Raw genomic sequence first — 15,791 nt, forward strand, 5'->3', positions numbered from 1 at the left:
GTGCCGTGCTCGCGTCGGGGTTCGGAGCGCGCCGGGCGGCGCTTGCGTCAGCCCGGCTTGTCCCCCTCCTCTTCCACGTCCTTGGGTTCGAGGGTAATGTTGCGCGTCGCCGCGCTGATCAACTCGAACGGCAGCTTGGGTGTACGGTCCGCATTGAGCAGGCCGTTCGCTTCCTGGAACGTGTCGGCGAACTGGGTATAGCAGAAACCGCTGAACATGAAGGTCTCGTTGACCACCTTCAGCAGATCTCGGTACAGCGCGTGATAACTCTCGGCCGTGTGGGCACGGGTATAGCCCCACGTGCCGTCCTCGGGCGTCGCGTTCGGATCGAATGCGATGCCGCCGAATTCGGTAAGCACGATGGGCTGGCCGCGGTGCGGGAAGCCGTCCAAAGTAAGGATGCGTCCGCCGGGGCGGCGCTGGTCGAACAGCGTACGCACGGGGTCGGAGACCTCGTAGCGCGCCTTCACCTTGTCCGGATTGCAGTCGTAGTCATGAATGCCCAGGATGTCGGTGGCCGAGGCTTCCCAGCCGTCGTTACCGATCACCGGGCGGGTCGCGTCGAGGGTGCGCGTCAGGTGGTACAGCGCCTCGACCGCATTGCGGTGCGCCTGGGTCAGCGTCAGGTTCGGCACGCCCCAGGATTCGTTGAACGGCACCCACACGATGATGCACGGGTGGCTGTAGTCGCGCTCGATCGCTTCCGTCCATTCCTTGACGATGCGCGTGATCGCGCGCGGCGAGAACCGGTAGGCCGATGGCATCTCTTCCCACACGAGCAGGCCCAGCCTGTCGGCCCAGTACAGGTAGCGCGGGTCTTCGATCTTCTGGTGCTTGCGCACGCCGTTGAAGCCCATCAGCTTGGCCAGTTCGACGTCGCGTTTCAAATGCTCGTCGGACGGCGCCGTCAGGAAGGACTCGGTCCAGTAGCCCTGGTCCAGCACGAGGCGCAGCGGATACGGGCGGCCGTTCAGCAGCAGGCGGTCGCGGTTGATGTGGAACGCGCGCAGCGCCGTGTACGACCTGACCGTGTCGACCACCTTGTCGCCGCAGCGCAGGATCACCTCCGCGTCCAGCAACGTGGGCCGCTCGGGGCTCCACAGCAGCTCGTTGCGGGAATCGTCGATGCCGGGGTCGGACAGCGCGATCTTGCGGTTCGCCTCGCCCTGGAGCAGCTTGTAGTTGTCGTCCGCGAGCAGCTGTTCGCCGTGCCAGATCTTGACCTCGACGAACATGTCTTCCTGGATGTCGCCACCGGCAAATACTTCGCAACCGATCTCGAACGTTTCGAAGATCGGCGTCCAGCGCAGCGAACGGATGAAGGTGCGCGCCACCTTCTCGATCCACACGGTCTGCCAGATGCCGGTCGTGCGCGGATACCAGATCGAGTGCGGTTCCAGCAGCCAGTCCTGCTTGCCGCGCGGCTTGGCGAGGTCGGCCGGATCATCCTCGACGAACACGGTCACGATCTGCCTGCCGTTGCCGTTCAGCGCGGACGTGATGTCGGCACTGAACGGCGTGTGGCCGCCTTCGTGCTCGGCCACGAGCTGGCCGTTGACCCACACGCGGGCAAAATAATCGACGGCGCCGAAGTGCAGGATGACGCGCTCCTCGGACGGCATCAGCTCGAAGTCGCGCTCGTACCAGCAGAAGCGGTGGAAGCCGGTGTCCTGGATGCCGGACATCTCCGTCTCGGGCGCGAACGGCACGTTGATCTCGTGGGTCCAGCCGGTGACGCCGGCCGGCATCTTGTTGACCAGCTCATCGTCGAAACGGAAGCGCCATTTACCGTTCAGGTTGATCCAATTGTCGCGGACCAGCTGCGGGCGGGGATACTCAAACTGGCTCATTGTTTTCCTTTCCTTGGGTCGGGACCGGGATCAGGATACGACCCCGACGTCCTGCTTTGTTGTAGGTGGAGAGTGCAGTTTCCGCTGCCTGTCGTGCTTGGCCTGCCCGGCACAACGCGACGGTCGCGCCGCCGAATCCCGCGCCGGTCAGGCGTGCTCCGAGCACGCCCGGGGCGGCGCGCAACGCGGCCACCAGCTGGTCGAGCTCGGGAATCGAAACTTCGTAGTCGGCGCGCAGGCTCTCGTGCGACGCGTTCATCAGTTCGCCGAAGCGTTCGGCCGACACGCCCTTCGCCGCTTCGAGCACGCGCAGGTCTTCCAGCACGACGTGGCGCGCGCGCCGGCGCAGCGGCTCGGGCAGCGACTCCACGGCCGCCGGATCGGTCACGTCGCGCAGCGCCTTCACGCCCAGCTTGCGCGACGCCTCTTCGCATTCGGCACGGCGTTCGTTGTACTTGCTGGCCGCGAGCGTGCGCGGCACGCCGGAGTCGACGACGATCAGCTCCGCGCCTTCCGGCAGCGGCACGAGGTGATGTTCCAGCGTGCGCGCATCGATGAACAGCATGCTCCGTTCGTCGCACAGGCTGGCCGCCATCTGGTCCATGATGCCGCAGTTGACGCGGGCGAATTCGATCTCCGCGCGCTGCGCTGTTCTAGCAAGGTTCACGTCGTCGAGGTCGAACCCGAGCAGGTTGCGCATGGCGCGCAGCATCGCCACTTCGAGCGCCGCCGACGACGACAGGCCCGAGCCGACGGGCAGGGTCGTGGTCACGAACACGCGCAGCGGCGGCACGGTGACGCCCGTCGCTTCCACGAGGCGGATGCAGCCTTCGATATAGCTGCCGAAGCCCTGCGGCGCACTGCCCCCTTGCGCCGCGAACGTGACGTTGCCGTCCAGCGTGCCGGAGTACAGGTGGTGCTGGTCGTCGTGGCTGCGCGCGAGGGCGATCTCGGTACGCTGCGGCGTCGCCACGGGCAGCATGTAGCCGTCGTTGTAGTCCGTGTGCTCGCCCAGCAGGTTGACGCGACCGGGGGCCGACGCGAACGCTTCCGGAGCGCCGCCGAAGAAGGTCTCGGGATTGTTCATGTCATGTCACCTCCAGCCAGACGGGCCGCGTGCGGCCCTGGATTGTCGTCGCCGGCCAGTCCGGATCCAGCGTCAGGTTGTCCAGCCCATGCGCGCCGAGCAGGAACGTGTCTTCCACCAAGGCATAGCCAAAGCGGCCGGCGAAGCTGGGGTTGAACGCGAACGCCATGCCCGTCTCGATACCGGTCGCGGTGCTCGGGCTCGCGACGATCTCGCGCGCCTGGTAGCCCGTGATGCCGCCCTGGTGATGCTCGCGGATGGCCTCGTGCCGGTTCACGTGGCGGTACGCGGCCTCCAGCGCGTGATAGACGGCCGCCAGAGACTGGCCCGGACGCACGGCGTCGAGCCCCGTCGCCTCGACCTGCAGCAGGTCGGCCTGCGCATTGCGCTCGTCGTCCGAGAGCGGAGTGAATGCGACGCCGCGCGACAGGTTCGCCACGAGGCCATGACGGCGCGCGCAGAACGCGAGCATCGCGCGTGCGCCCAGCGGCTCGTCCGTCGGCACGGGATGGCGGAACAACGGCAACCGGCGCGCACCCGCGGCCAGGACGAGCGCGGGCTGGATCCCGCGCCGCCACAACGCTTGTGCGCCAGCCGCCGCGAGTTCGAGTTCGGTCCATGCGGGCCGCGCGGCACGGAGTGTCTCCGCCATCGCACGCGCGGCGTCGCGCCCGAGCGCGCGGTAGCGTTCCTGTTCGGCCGGCAGCAGCACCATGCGGCGCAGGCGCAGGCTCGCGGGCAACGGCTGTTCGGCATGACCGTTGCCATGGCGAGGATGGTCGGACAGCACGACGCCGCCATTCGCCACGCCCAGCACATAGGTGTCGCGCAGCTCCGTCTCGGCCCACGGCGCGATGTGGAACGTAAAGCCCGGCGGCACCTGTTCCACGCGCAGGCGCTCGGCGTCGATGGCGTCCGTCAGGATCACGGCGTCGTCGCGCGTGACGAGCACCTCGGCCACGCCGCATTCGGCGGCCAGCAGCACGGACGAATCTCCGCCCGCCGTCGCCCACGCGAACCAGTCGGTGCCGCGCAGCCGGATCGCCTGCGCGCCCGCCTCCGCCAGCGCGGCACGCAGCAGCGCCAGTTTGTCGGCCACTTCCGCCGCGCGGCTCATGCTTCAGCCTCCAGCCGCACCTCGACCTGCTGCAATTCGTACGCCGTGGTCTCGGGCAGCACGTCCATCGCGAACATGCCGGCGCCGATCTCGGTGCCGGCCAGGTATTTCAACCGGTCGCGCGTGCGGTACGGCGGATAGAACTGGCAGTGCAGCTGCGTCTCGGGGTGATCCGCGCCATCCGTCGGCGCCTGGTACCACGTCATCAGGTACGGGAACGGGCGCTCCCACAGCGTGTCGAACTTGAGCAGCACCGTCTTCAGCGCGCGCGCCAGGCTCGTACGCTGCGCGGGGCTCAAGGCCGCGAAATCCTTGCATGGCGCGGTCGGCATCACCCACACCTCGTACGGATAGCGCGCGCAGGCCGGCACGAAGGCGATCGCCTCGTCGTCGCGGTACACGACGCGCTTCTCGTCCGCCGCCTCGTCGCGCGCCATGTCGCACAACAGGCTGGTGCCGTGCTGCAGGTAGTACTCGCGTTCCTGCGCGAGCTGGCGCGCGGGCACGGGCGGGATGAACGGGTACGCGTAGATCTGGCCGTGCGGGTGGTGCAAGGTCACGCCCACTTCGGCGCCGCGGTTCTCGAACGGCAGCACGTACTGGATGTGGTGCTGGCCCTTGAGGCGTTGCGTGCGGTCGCCCCACACTTCCAGCAGCAGTTCGATGCGCGCCAGCGGCAGCCGGCCCAGCGCTGCTTGTGGATCCTGCGTGAATACGACGACCTCGCATTTGCCGTTGGCGGGCGCGGTCGGCACGGTGAGCGTCGGCGGCTCGTGCGCGTCCAGCGCGAGCGACGGGAAGCGGTTGTCGAACACGGCGATCTCGTAGTCGCCCGCCGGCATCTCGGTCGGGTGTTCGGGATCGCGCGTGGGGGCCAGCGGGTTGTACTGCGGGGGCGGTTGATACGTGCGGTTCTGGCGGAACGCGGCATACGTGACCCATTCGCCGCGCAGCGGATGCCAGCGCAGGTGCGGGTTGGCGTGTTGCGGCTCGGCGAAGGGACTGGTCGCGACGATGCCGTCCGGAATGGGCCGGCTGCTGTACAACGTCAGTTGTCTTCCGTCAGGTTTGATCAGTTCTTGGCTGTGCATGGCATCGGCAGGTCAGGCATTGCTAGGTCAGGTCCGATCCTATCATGGCGTTTTCACCACATTTTCTCGGGGCCACCTCTAGCTTTTCCGACAATCAACTGGGCGTAGAAGGGCCGATCGGGCGGCCGTGGCCCTGCCTGCTGTCTCTCCTAGGGAAACGGGTAGGTAGTCCCTATGAAGACCATGCTCATGTAGGCCTAAACCTACAAAATTTTTGGAAGGATTTACACATTTTGGCGAGAAACCGGCCTACATGACTGCCGGGCGCCCAACATCGTGAAGCGCCCCCGGAAGCGAGCCCGGCGGCGCTGGATCGTGACGTTTATTGCGCGAGCTCGGCAAGCACGGCCGTGTACATCTGCAGGTTCAGCAGAAGCTGCTTCGTGGTAATGAACTCATGCTCCGAATGGCCCGTGTAGACCGTGCCCGGCATCGCCGGGCCGAAGCTGACGGCGTGCGGGAACAGGCGCGAATTCGTGCCGCCGCCGATCGCGACCGGCTTCGGCTCCTTGGTGCCCGTGAAGTATGCGAACGTCTTCATCAGCACCGGCAGTTGCGGCGCATCCTTCTGCACCCACGGGTCGCCGATCTGCATGTTCACCTTCGCCAGCTGCACGTGCGCGCCCTGCCACTGCGCGAGCGCGGCATTGATCTCGTTGGTCAGCTGTCCCGCGGTCTTGCCTTGCGGGCGGCGGATGTTGATCGCCATTTCGATGGCGCCGCCGTCCTGCTGGCGGATCACGGTCGGCGCGAACGTCATCGGGCCCATGAAGGCGTCGCGGTAGGCGATGCTGCCGAACTTCTCGCCGTAATAACCCGTGCCCACCATCTCGTTGAGGAAGTTCACCAGGCTGCCTGCCGTCGTGTCCGGCCACGCCTGCACGGCGAGCGCGTCGGCCAGCATGCTGATGGCGTTGACGCCGTCTTCCGGTTTCGACGAGTGCGCCGACAGGCCCTTCGCGACGACGAGCAGGTCGCCGTCCTGGCGCTCGAACTGGTAGTGCATGCCCGTCTGCTTGCCGGCGCGCGCGCGGACCTGCGCTTCCAGTGCCGGCGTCGCGTTGGCGATCGTGGCCTGCGCATCTTCCGGAATCTGGCTGCCGAAGAAGCCGCCCTTGAAGGCCTTTACGAACGGGCTACCTGCCGGCGGTGCGGCCGTGGTGGCCGGCATCGTCACGGCCAGCGTGCCGTAGCCCTTCTCCGCCGTCACGGCCGGATACTCCGCGTCGAGCGTGATGTTCATCTGCGGCAGCGTGTGCGTCTTGATGAAGGCTTCCAGCGGCGCCCAATCCGATTCCTCGGCCATGTAGACGTACAGTTCGATGCGCCTGGACAGCGGCACCTGCAGGTCCTTCAGCGATTTCATCGCATACAGCGCGGTGGCGATCGGGCCCTTGTCGTCCTCGGCGCCGCGCGCCAGCAGGCGGCCCGGTTCGCTCGTGCGGTCCAGCTCGAACGGCGACTTCTTCCACTTGCTCGCGTCGACGGGCTGCACGTCGCCATGCGCGACGAGACCCACACGCTCATCGCCCTTGCCCAGGCCGACGATGGCCACGCAGCCGTAGTCCGCGTAGTCCAGGCCGAGGCGCGTCGCTTCCTGTTTCAGGGTGTCCTTGAACGCCTGGTGGCGCGGGTTGCGGTCGCACGGGATGTCCTTGTCCGCCACCGTGTTGTAGCTGACCAGTTTGGCCAGCGTGTCGACGACGTCGTCGCGGTATGCCGTGACGGCATGTTTGGCCGCCTTGATCGCCATGTCGCCCGGCACGGCCTGGGCGGGTGCGCCCGTCGCGCTTGCTGCCCAGGCGAGGCTGATGGCCACGGCCAGGTTGCGTGCGCTGGTCTTCGTATGCATTGTCTCCATCTCCAGATTGAAAGGGGGAAACGAGCATAGCAGGGATGCGTAAAGATTGCTGGCGACTCCTCCCAGCGCGATCGGTTATCGTAGGCGCTGCACATTCCAACGAAGACGAATATGACGCACAAGATCATCCGGCGCGTGCACCCCGCGCTGCGCGACGACATCGGCGACCTCATCACCCAGCGCCCCGTGCCGGGTCCGCATCTCGACCAGGTCGATCCCTTCCTGTTCCTCAACCATCACGGCCCGCAGGTCTATCCGCCGCATAACCGCGGCCTGCCGTTCGGCCCGCATCCGCACCGCGGCTTCGAGACGGTGACATTCATCCTCGACGGCCTGCTCGCGCACCGCGACAGCGCCGGCCATGAAAGCGTGATCGGGCCCGGCGGCGTGCAATGGATGACGGCCGGCCGCGGCATCGTGCATGCGGAAGTGTCGCCGCGCGACTTCATGGAACGCGGCGGGCCGCTCGAGATCCTGCAATTGTGGGTCAACCTGCCGCCCGCGCTGAAGATGACGGCGCCCCGCTACATCGGGCTGCAGCGCGACGAGATACCCGTCGTGGACAGGGGCGATGGCGTGCGCGTGCACGTCGTGTCGGGCACGTATGGCGGCGTGACCGGGCCGATCGCATCGCTGACGGACGTGTCGCTGTGCACGGTGGAGATGAAGGCGGGTGCGCGCCTGCACGTGGATGGACTACTCGACCGCAACGTGTTCCTGTACGTCGTGCGCGGCGTGATCCAGGGGGTGCCGGAAACGGTCAGCGCGATGCACCTTGCGGAGTTCGATGCGGAGGGCGATGAACTGGACATCCTGGCCGACCACGACAGCGTGCTGCTGCTCGGTCACGCCTTTCCGATCGGCGAACCCGTCGTGGCGCACGGGCCGTTCGTGATGAACACGCGCGCAGAAATCCAGCAGGCGATCATCGATTACCAGGCCGGGCGCTTCGGCACGCCGATCTGAGCCGCTGTCGACCTGCGCCGGCCCGGTCCGCATCGGCCAGGCCGGCCGTGTTCGACGCCGCGCATCAGCGCGCGGCCTGGTTGACGACGACCTCGTCGGCGAACGGCACCTGGTTGAAGGCGATCTCGGCACCCGTGTCGCGCGTGACGAATTTCTTCGGAGCGACCGGCACCATTTCCTCGCGCTTGCCGTCCAGGTCGACGAACAGCTTGTTCATCCGGTTGGTGACCGTGATCGTGCGGCCGTCGGTGAGGCGGAACGAACCGCGCATGTGTTCGGCTTCATCCTGGGTCAGGCGGTAGGCGGTGTGCGTCGACGACGACATCATGACGGCGCTGGCGGTGGCCGAGGACGGCGCGACGGACGGGTCGGCGAACGCGCCCAGGGACAGGGTGGCGGCGGCGGTGAAGACCAGGGCTTGTACGATACGCATGATTGCTCCGAGATTAATTTTCGATATGTATTACGGACCATGAGCACGATTTCAAAAGAATCGTCGGATACTCCAGCGGTCCACCGTTTTTCATATCGCCGCGTCGTTAATGTGCGGCGAGTGATGACAGTGTAGGAACGGCGGCTCGAGGCGTCATCGGGGAGACGCCAAAGCGTCGAAATGGAGGGATGAACTGTCGAAAAACCGGCCCGAAATGCTGTGGATGCATATAGTTTCCGGCATCGTTCCGGGCCGCTTTTGCGCTCCCTGGGCGGCCGGAATCCGTTACAGTGTCGGCTTCGAACAGCCCATCCGGACGAAGGAGCGAACCGATGCATCCAGTGCCTTTGGTCGCCACCACGCGTGGCTATCCGCCCGACGGCGCGCTTGCCGGCGGCTACGCGGTCGAGAACATCCATTACGGTTCGATCGCCGTCGTCGACGTGGCCGGCCGCCTGCTGTGGTCGGCGGGCGATCCCGACTTCATGACCTTCACCCGTTCCGCGCTGAAGCCGTTCCAGGCCCTGCCTTTCGTGCTCGACGACGGCCCCGCGCGCTTCGGCCTCACGCGTGCCGAGCTGGCCCTGCTGTGCGCCAGCCACTCGGGCGAAGAAAAGCACCTGGTGGGCGTGACGTCCATCCTCGACAAGATCGGCCTGGACGAAAGCCACCTCGCCTGCGGCTGCGCGGCGCCGCTCTACTACGACGCCGCCGGCCTGCCCGTGCCGGCCGAACGGCGCTGGCGCACGGTCCACCACAATTGCTCGGGCAAGCACAGCGGCTTTCTCGCCTGGTGCCGCCTGCACGGCGCGCCGACCGAAGGCTACGTCGATCCCGCGCACCCGCTGCAGCGCGCGATCCGCGCCACGCTCGCCGACTGCGTGCAGATGACGGAAGACACGCTCCCGATGGGCATCGACGGCTGCTCGGCACCGAACTACGCGATGCCGCTGGCGCGCCTCGCGCACCTGTACGCGCGCCTCGCGCAAGGCAGCGCGGACGCACGCCTCGGCGCCGCGCTGGGTGACCTGTTCGACGCGATGACGGCGCATCCGGACATGGTGTCGGGCGACGCGCGCACCGACCTCGCGTGGATGCAGGCCGGCGGCGGCGACTGGGTCGCGAAGATCGGCGCGGACGCCGTGCAGGCCATCGGCATCCGCTCGGCCGGCATCGGCATCGCGATCAAGGTGGCGGATGGCGCCGTGCGCGCGCTGCATCCCGCCACGTTCGCCGTGCTCGATCAACTGGGCCTGCTGGACGCCACGCGCCGCAAGCATCTCGATCAGTACCGCGCACCGCCCATCAAGAACGCGCGCGGCGTCGTGGCGGGCGACATCCACGCCGTCTTCACTTTGGACAAACCGGGGTCAGAGCCCGATTTTGGGCAATTGATTAAAAACGGGCTCTGACCCCGGTGTTGTCACTTGCGCAGTTCGGTTGCGCAGCATAAAATCGATAGGTTTCTATCTATTTTGTGGCTAATGATGAGCAAACTACCTGAGTCGGTCGAGGAGCGCTTCTCGGCGGCCCTGCACACGAGCGCGCGCCTGTGGCGGCTCGCGCTGGACAAGCGCCTCAAGCACCTTGGGATCGGCCAGTCCGGCTGGATGACGATCGCGATGATCGCCAAGTCGGGCGCGCCGATGTCGCAGCGGGCACTCGCCGACCTGGTCGGCGTCGAGGGGCCGTCGATGGTGTCGATGCTGGACCGCCTGGAGCGCGACGGCTTCGTCACGCGCGCCCCCTCGCCCACCGACCGTCGCGTCAAACTCGTGCACTTGACCGACACCGGCAAGACCGTCTACGCCGAAGTGCTCGCGGAAGCCTCGCCGTTCCGCGCCGACCTGCTGGCCGGCCTCGACCCGCAGGCGCTGGCCGCCGCGACCGTCCTGCTGGAAACCCTCAGGAAGCGCCTCGAGGACGGCCTGTGACGACAGCGGCACCCATCAACCGCACCATGATCACGATCTCGATCATGCTGGCGACGATCATCCAGGCGCTGGACGGCACCATCGCCAACGTGGCGCTGCCGCACATGCAGGGATCGCTGTCGGCGTCGCAGGACCAGATCACCTGGGTGCTGACGTCGTTCATCGTAGCCGCCGCCATCGCGACGCCGCTGAACGGCTGGCTCGTCGACCGTTTCGGCCTGAAGAAGGTGTTCCTCGTCTCCGTCGCCGGGTTCACGCTCGCCTCGGTGCTGTGCGGGATCTCGGCGACGCTGACGGAAATCGTCATCGCACGCATGCTGCAGGGCGTGTTCGGCGCCGCGCTCGTGCCGTTGTCGCAATCCGTCCTCCTCGACATCAACCCACGCGAAAAGCATGGCTCCGCGATGGCCGTGTGGGGCATGGGCGTGATGATCGGGCCGATCCTCGGGCCGACGCTGGGGGGCTGGCTGACGGACAGCTACAGCTGGCGCTGGGTCTTCTTCATCAACGTGCCGATCGGCGCGCTGGCCTTCTGGGGCATCTGGCGCTACATCCACGCGGCCGATCCGGCCCGGCGCGTCCGCTTCGACACGTTCGGCTTCGTCACCTTGTCCATCGCCATCGGCGCGCTGCAGATGCTGCTGGACCGCGGCGAACAGAACGACTGGTTCGCGTCGACCGAGACATGGGTCGAACTGATTTTGACGACGCTCGCGTTTTCCTATTTCATCGGCCACACGCTGACGCGCCCCGCCGGCCAGTCGTTCGTCGATTTCCGCCTGCTGAAGAACGCGAACTACGTCACCGGCCTGCTGCTGATCTTCATCGTCGGCATGGTGCTGTTCGCGACGCGCGCGCTGATGCCGACGATGCTGCAAGGCCTGATGGGCTATCCGGCCAAGCTCGCGGGCCTCGTGACGGCGCCGTCGGGCCTCGGCACGATGGCCGCGATGATGATCGTCGGACGCCTCACGGGCAAGGTCGATTTCCGGCTGCTGCTGGGCGTCGGCTTCGCCATCACCGCGTTCTCGCTGTGGCAGATGACACATTACACGCTCGTGCTGTCGCAGTCCGACATCGTGTGGCCCGGCGTGATCCAGGGCGTCGGGCTGGGCCTCGTGTTCGTGCCGCTGTCGGCCGCCACGTTCGCGACCCTCTCGCCGCAGATGCGCGCGGAAGGCACGGCGCTGTACAGCCTCGTACGCAACATCGGCTCGTCGATCGGCATCGCCCTCGTGCAGGCGCTCCTCGTGCGCAACACGCAGATCGCGCACGCATCGCTGGCCACGCAGGTCACCGCCGCGAATCCCGCCGTGCACGATCCGACGAGCCTCTACGACATGGCCACGCAAGCCGGCCCTGCCCTCATCAACAACGAGATCACGCGCCAGGCGTCGATGATCGCCTACGTCGACGACTACTGGCTGATGATGCTGCTGACCATGGCCGTGATCCCGATGCTGCTGCTGATCCGTCCACCGAAGGCGGCCGCCGCGCCGGCGCAGGTGGACCATGCTGCCCTCGAATAACCAACAAGACGACACCGTGCGACATTTCAAACTCATCCCCATCGCGGCCGCCGCGCTGGCCCTGCTGTCCGGCTGCATCAGCGTCCCGCCGGACACGAACAAGGCACCGGGCCCGGACTTCGCCAAGGCGCAGCATGCGCCGGCGATCCAGCTGCCCGCCGCCGCCTGGCCCGCCGAGCAATGGTGGCTCGACTACCACGACCCGCAGCTGAACGCGCTCGTGGCCCGCGCCCTGCGCGACAGCCCGACGCTCGCCGTCGCCGCCGCGCGCGTGGCCAGCGCCCGCGCCGCGTTCGGCGCGGAAGTGGCCAACGAAGGCGGCAAGGTGGACCTGGCGTCTGGCCTGAACCGCCAGCGCTATTCGTCCAACGGCTTCTTCCCGCCGCCGATCGGCGGGGCGTGGTTCAACGACGCCAGCGTGTCCGTGCGCGCCAGCTACGACGTCGACTGGTGGGGCAAGCACCGCGCCCTCATCGCCGCCGCGCTGGGCGAGACGAATGCGGCCGCCGCGGAAAGCGCGCAGGCGCGCCAGGTGCTGGCGGCGTCGGTCGTGCAAAGCTATCTGCGCCTGCAGATGCTGTGGGCGCGCCAGGACAATACGAACGCCCTCATCGCCGTGCAGCGCGACGTCATCGCCGGCCGCAAGGCGCGCATGGCCCACGGGCTCGTGAGTCTCGACAGCCTGCAAAGCGCGGAGCAGGACCTCGCCGGCCTGCAGGAACAGGCCGCGCGCTACGACACGGACGCCGCGCGCGAACGCGAAGGCCTGCGCGCGCTGATCGGCGGTGACGCCGCCGCCTTGACCGATCTCGCCCGCTTCCAGCCGGCACCGGCAATCGACGCCGTCCCGCGCGAGCTGGGCATGGAGCTGCTGGCGCGCCGGCCCGATTTGCAGGCCGCGCGCTGGCGCGTCGAGGCGCAGCTGGGCCGCGTGGCCGCCAGCGAAGCCGCGTTCCGGCCCGACATCAATCTCGCCGCGGCCATCGGCCTCGATGCGACGTCGCTCGGCAAGCTGCTGCGCTACCCGAGCCGCACGCCGCTGATCGGCGCGACGCTGGACCTCCCGCTATTCGACAGCGGCCGCCTGCACGCCCGGCTGGGCCAGGCGCGCGGCAGCCGCGACGAATTGCTGGCCGAGTACAACGAGGCCGTGCTGAACGCGGTGCGCGACGTCGCGCGCGAAGCGGCCACCCTGCAAGGCATCGCGAAGGAGACGGCAGCACACGCCGCGACCATCGACGCGAGCCGCAAGCTGGCCGCGAACGCCGAGGCGCGCATGCAGCGCGGCCTCGCCGACCGTGCCGCCGTGCTGCAGGCGCGGCTGGCCGTGCTGCGCCAGCGCGACGTCGACCTGCAGCTGACGGATGCCCGCCTGCAGACGCAGGTCGCCCTCGTGAAGGCGCTCGGCGGCGGTTATCACACCCTCTCGAATACCAGATAAAACCATGAGTACCCAAGCACCCACCAACAACAAGCGCCGCGTCGTCCTGGCCGGCATCACCGCCGCCTTCCTCGTCGCCGGCGCGGCCTATGCGGCCTATTACGCCCTGGTCCTGTCGAAACGCGTCGAGACGGACAACGCCTACGTCGGCGGCAACCTCGTGAACGTGTCGTCGCAGGTGACGGGCAGCGTCGTCGAGATCCGCGCCGACGAGACCCAGCTCGTGCAGGCGGGCACGGAGATCGTGCGCCTCGATCCGTCCGACGCCGAGGTCGCGCTGGCCCAGGCCGAGGCGCGGCTGGGCACCGCCGTGCGCCAGCAGCGCGAGCGCTACACGAACGTGGCGCAGTACGAGGCCCTCGTCGACCAGCGCCGCGTGGAACTGAAGGCGAAGCAGGAAGACCTGGCACGGCGCGCGCCGCTCGCAGCGGACAACATCGTCTCCGGCGAAGACGTGGCGCACGCCCGCCGCGCCGTCGACGATGCGCAAGCGGCACTGATGGTCGCGCAGAAGCAGCTGGCGGCCGCGCGCGTGACGGTGGCGGGCGTCTCGCCGGCCGAGCACCCGAACGTGCTGGCCGCGAAGGCGGATTACCTGTCCGCCTGGCTCGCCGCCCGCCGCAACGCGATCGTCGCGCCGGTGTCGGGCTATGTCGCCAAGCGCAGCGTGCAGGTCGGCAGCCGCATCGCGCCGGGCGCGCCGCTGCTGTCGATCGTGCCGCTGGACCAGCTGTGGGTCGACGCCAATTTCAAGGAATCGGAATTGCGCGATATCCGCGTGGGCCAGGCGGCCACCATCGAGGCCGACATCTACGGCAGCAAAGTCGTCTACCACGGCAAGGTCGTGGGCCTCGGTGCGGGCACGGGCAGCGCGTTCTCGCTGCTGCCGGCGCAGAACGCGACGGGCAACTGGATCAAGGTCGTGCAGCGGGTGCCGGTGCGCATCTCGCTCGATCCGAAGGAACTCGCGGCGCACCCGCTGCGCGTGGGCCTGTCGGCCACGGTCGACGTGGACATCAGCCAGAAAGGCGGCAGCGCGCTCGGCACGGTGGCCGCGCCGGCGCCCGCGTATGCAACCACGGTATTGAACCAGCCGTTGCAGCAGGCGCAGGTAGCGACGGACGCGATCGTCGCAAAAAACATGGCGAACTGATTCAGTCCGGCGGCCGCGCCTCGAGGATCCCGACGAGTTCGCGCAACGCCGCCGGCGCCGCGTCGAGGTGGAAGCGCACCTGCCTGCCGTCGACCGTCAGCGTGTACGTGAAATCCCACGGTTGCGGCCGCGGTTTCAGCAGGGTCGCCGGCAGCGGCGCCGCATCCAGCCCCTGCACGAGCGCGCGCACGCGCGCGCCCTCCGCCGCGGGGAGGCTGTCGACGTCGACGCTGCGCGTCTGCGCGCCCGCCGGTCCCGTGAACCCGCCCACGGAATGCAGCGACAAGCGCATCACACGACGCCCACTTCGTGCCAGGCGCCCTGCACGGCCGTGGCCTCGCCCGATCCCGCACCGTGGCGCAGTTCGGCCGCCTTGACGGTGGCCTGGGCGGCGTCCGCGAACGTCGCGTCGGGATGCAGGAGCGACAGCGCCTGGTACCAGATCGGCGCGGCCTTGTCCCAGCCATGCCCGCCCAGCTTCATCGCCGCCAGGTAGAACGCGTGATTCGGGATGCCGGAATTCGTGTGCACGTCCCCGCCTTCGACATACCCCCTCATCGTGCCCGGCTGGTCGTCGCCCGACCACGTCAGCTTCGCATTCCCCGGATCGGCCATCAAGCGCAACGCCTTGCCGACGGCGGGTGTCATGATGCCCGCGCCGATCAGCCAGTCGGCCTTCCTGACCGTCTGCTTCGCATGCCATTGCTTGACGACGGAACCGAACACGTCGGACATCGATTCGTTCAGCGCACCGCTCTGCCCATCGTAGACAAGACCTCCGCCCGGCACGGTGTATTGCGTGACGCCGTGCGTCAGCTCGTGCGCGATCACGTCGAGCGCGTGCGTGAAGCCGGTGAACAGCTTGCCGTCGCCATCGCCGTACACCATCTGGCGGCCGTTCCAGAACGCGTTATTGAAGCGCTTGCTGTAATGGACGCTCGAATCGATGCCCATGCCGCGGCCGTCGATGGAATTGCGTTTCAGGATCTGCTGGTAGAAGTCGTAGGTGGTGCCGGCGCCGTCGAACGCCTCGTTGACGGCGGTGTCGGTCACGGGCGCCGCCGTCTCCGTGCGTACGAGCTTGCCGGGGAGGCGGGTGCCGTGGTGCGCGTCGTACACGGTGCGATGCCTGACGCCGGGCGCCACCAGCAGGCCCGGCGCGGCGAGGCCGCTGGCGGCGCGCTGGCCGCGCAGGAAAGCCGAGCGTTCCAGTTGGTCCAGCAGCCGCTGGCGTTCCGCTGCGTCCGCCTGGATGGCCAGCTTGCGCAACATGGACGACGGGATGATGAAACAGGGGCACGCGGGCGTGTGGATGTGCATATTGCCTCC

14 protein-coding genes are annotated in these 15,791 nt (G+C 67.8%); 6 read left to right on the plus strand and 8 right to left on the minus strand.

The annotated features are described in order from the left end of the window. Positions 1-47: 47 nt before the first annotated feature. From QPK29_RS24150 to QPK29_RS24170, 5 genes are all read right to left on the minus strand, one after another. Complete coding sequence (locus tag QPK29_RS24150; protein WP_371768455.1) at positions 48-1,850, minus strand: glycoside hydrolase family 2 protein; 1,803 nt, start codon at positions 1,848-1,850, stop codon at positions 48-50. Further along, a complete protein-coding gene (gene galK, locus QPK29_RS24155; RefSeq protein ID WP_371768456.1) occupies positions 1,837-2,937 on the minus strand; it encodes a galactokinase in 1,101 nt (366 codons plus the stop codon). Before galK ends, QPK29_RS24150 begins: the two co-directional genes overlap by 14 nt. A 1-nt stretch (position 2,938) precedes the next feature. Next, positions 2,939-4,054 (minus strand): M24 family metallopeptidase, encoded by a 1,116-nt coding sequence (locus QPK29_RS24160; protein WP_371768457.1) that lies wholly within the window; start codon positions 4,052-4,054, stop codon positions 2,939-2,941. Further along, positions 4,051-5,145: a galactose-1-phosphate uridylyltransferase gene (gene galT / locus QPK29_RS24165; protein ID WP_371768458.1), complete on the minus strand. Its 1,095-nt coding sequence runs from the start codon at positions 5,143-5,145 to the stop codon at positions 4,051-4,053. The genes QPK29_RS24160 and galT overlap by 4 nt, the downstream gene beginning before the upstream one ends. A gap of 322 nt (positions 5,146-5,467) precedes the next feature. Further along, the gene (locus QPK29_RS24170; protein ID WP_371768459.1) at positions 5,468-6,997 is read right to left on the minus strand and encodes a dipeptidase; all 1,530 of its coding nucleotides are present in this window, start codon (positions 6,995-6,997) and stop codon (positions 5,468-5,470) included. 120 nt (positions 6,998-7,117) lie between these two features. On the opposite strand from QPK29_RS24170, the gene QPK29_RS24175 reads away from it, so the two are divergent. Continuing rightward, the gene (locus QPK29_RS24175) at positions 7,118-7,972 is read left to right on the plus strand and encodes a pirin family protein (RefSeq protein WP_371768460.1); all 855 of its coding nucleotides are present in this window, start codon (positions 7,118-7,120) and stop codon (positions 7,970-7,972) included. 64 nt (positions 7,973-8,036) lie between these two features. On the opposite strand, the gene QPK29_RS24180 is transcribed toward QPK29_RS24175, so the two are convergent. Next, positions 8,037-8,405: a hypothetical protein gene (locus QPK29_RS24180; protein ID WP_056126400.1), complete on the minus strand. Its 369-nt coding sequence runs from the start codon at positions 8,403-8,405 to the stop codon at positions 8,037-8,039. Between the two features lie 332 nt (positions 8,406-8,737). Between QPK29_RS24180 and QPK29_RS24185 the strand changes: the two genes are divergently transcribed. The 5 genes from QPK29_RS24185 (at position 8,738) to QPK29_RS24205 (ending at position 14,462) form a co-directional block, all read left to right on the plus strand. After that, the gene (locus tag QPK29_RS24185) at positions 8,738-9,817 is read left to right on the plus strand and encodes an asparaginase (protein ID WP_371768461.1); all 1,080 of its coding nucleotides are present in this window, start codon (positions 8,738-8,740) and stop codon (positions 9,815-9,817) included. A 75-nt stretch (positions 9,818-9,892) separates the two neighbouring features. Continuing rightward, positions 9,893-10,339: a MarR family winged helix-turn-helix transcriptional regulator gene (locus QPK29_RS24190; protein ID WP_056126467.1), complete on the plus strand. Its 447-nt coding sequence runs from the start codon at positions 9,893-9,895 to the stop codon at positions 10,337-10,339. Positions 10,340-10,365: 26 nt separating this feature from the next. Beyond that, entirely contained in the window at positions 10,366-11,868 is a 1,503-nt protein-coding gene (locus QPK29_RS24195; protein ID WP_160410626.1) for an MDR family MFS transporter, read from the plus strand. Continuing rightward, positions 11,852-13,309, plus strand: coding sequence for an efflux transporter outer membrane subunit (locus QPK29_RS24200; RefSeq protein WP_400189845.1), 1,458 nt, complete (start codon positions 11,852-11,854; stop codon positions 13,307-13,309). The genes QPK29_RS24195 and QPK29_RS24200 overlap by 17 nt, the downstream gene beginning before the upstream one ends. Positions 13,310-13,313: 4 nt before the next feature. Further along, a complete protein-coding gene (locus QPK29_RS24205) occupies positions 13,314-14,462 on the plus strand; it encodes an HlyD family secretion protein (RefSeq protein ID WP_371768463.1) in 1,149 nt (382 codons plus the stop codon). A 1-nt stretch (position 14,463) separates the two neighbouring features. Here the strand turns inward: QPK29_RS24205 and QPK29_RS24210 are convergent, their stop codons facing one another. Together QPK29_RS24210 and QPK29_RS24215 are read right to left on the minus strand one after the other, a co-directional pair. Further along, on the minus strand, positions 14,464-14,754 hold the full coding sequence (locus tag QPK29_RS24210) for a protealysin inhibitor emfourin (protein ID WP_371768464.1): 291 nt from the start codon (positions 14,752-14,754) through the stop codon (positions 14,464-14,466). Beyond that, positions 14,754-15,782, minus strand: a complete 1,029-nt coding sequence (locus tag QPK29_RS24215; RefSeq protein ID WP_371768465.1) for a M4 family metallopeptidase — start codon at positions 15,780-15,782, stop codon at positions 14,754-14,756. Before QPK29_RS24215 ends, QPK29_RS24210 begins: the two co-directional genes overlap by 1 nt. Positions 15,783-15,791: the final 9 nt, after the last annotated feature.

The organism is Massilia orientalis (assembly GCF_030411975.2).
GTDB classification, from domain to species: Bacteria; Pseudomonadota; Gammaproteobacteria; order Burkholderiales; family Burkholderiaceae_D; genus Telluria; species Telluria orientalis.

Bases quoted from the DNA above. Each gene is read 5' to 3' on its own strand.
- galK (WP_371768456.1), bottom strand. From the start codon at position 2,937: ATGAACAATCCCGAGACCTTCTTCGGCGGCGCTCCGGAAGCGTTCGCG.
- QPK29_RS24185 (WP_371768461.1), top strand. From the start codon at position 8,738: ATGCATCCAGTGCCTTTGGTCGCCACCACGCGTGGCTATCCGCCCGAC.
- galT (WP_371768458.1), bottom strand. From the start codon at position 5,145: ATGCACAGCCAAGAACTGATCAAACCTGACGGAAGACAACTGACGTTG.
- QPK29_RS24180 (WP_056126400.1), bottom strand. From the start codon at position 8,405: ATGCGTATCGTACAAGCCCTGGTCTTCACCGCCGCCGCCACCCTGTCC.
- QPK29_RS24205 (WP_371768463.1), top strand. From the start codon at position 13,314: ATGAGTACCCAAGCACCCACCAACAACAAGCGCCGCGTCGTCCTGGCC.
- QPK29_RS24190 (WP_056126467.1), top strand. From the start codon at position 9,893: ATGAGCAAACTACCTGAGTCGGTCGAGGAGCGCTTCTCGGCGGCCCTG.
- QPK29_RS24215 (WP_371768465.1), bottom strand. From the start codon at position 15,782: ATGCACATCCACACGCCCGCGTGCCCCTGTTTCATCATCCCGTCGTCC.
- QPK29_RS24150 (WP_371768455.1), bottom strand. From the start codon at position 1,850: ATGAGCCAGTTTGAGTATCCCCGCCCGCAGCTGGTCCGCGACAATTGG.
- QPK29_RS24175 (WP_371768460.1), top strand. From the start codon at position 7,118: ATGACGCACAAGATCATCCGGCGCGTGCACCCCGCGCTGCGCGACGAC.
- QPK29_RS24195 (WP_160410626.1), top strand. From the start codon at position 10,366: ATGATCACGATCTCGATCATGCTGGCGACGATCATCCAGGCGCTGGAC.
- QPK29_RS24160 (WP_371768457.1), bottom strand. From the start codon at position 4,054: ATGAGCCGCGCGGCGGAAGTGGCCGACAAACTGGCGCTGCTGCGTGCC.
- QPK29_RS24170 (WP_371768459.1), bottom strand. From the start codon at position 6,997: ATGCATACGAAGACCAGCGCACGCAACCTGGCCGTGGCCATCAGCCTC.
- QPK29_RS24210 (WP_371768464.1), bottom strand. From the start codon at position 14,754: ATGCGCTTGTCGCTGCATTCCGTGGGCGGGTTCACGGGACCGGCGGGC.
- QPK29_RS24200 (WP_400189845.1), top strand. From the start codon at position 11,852: ATGCTGCCCTCGAATAACCAACAAGACGACACCGTGCGACATTTCAAA.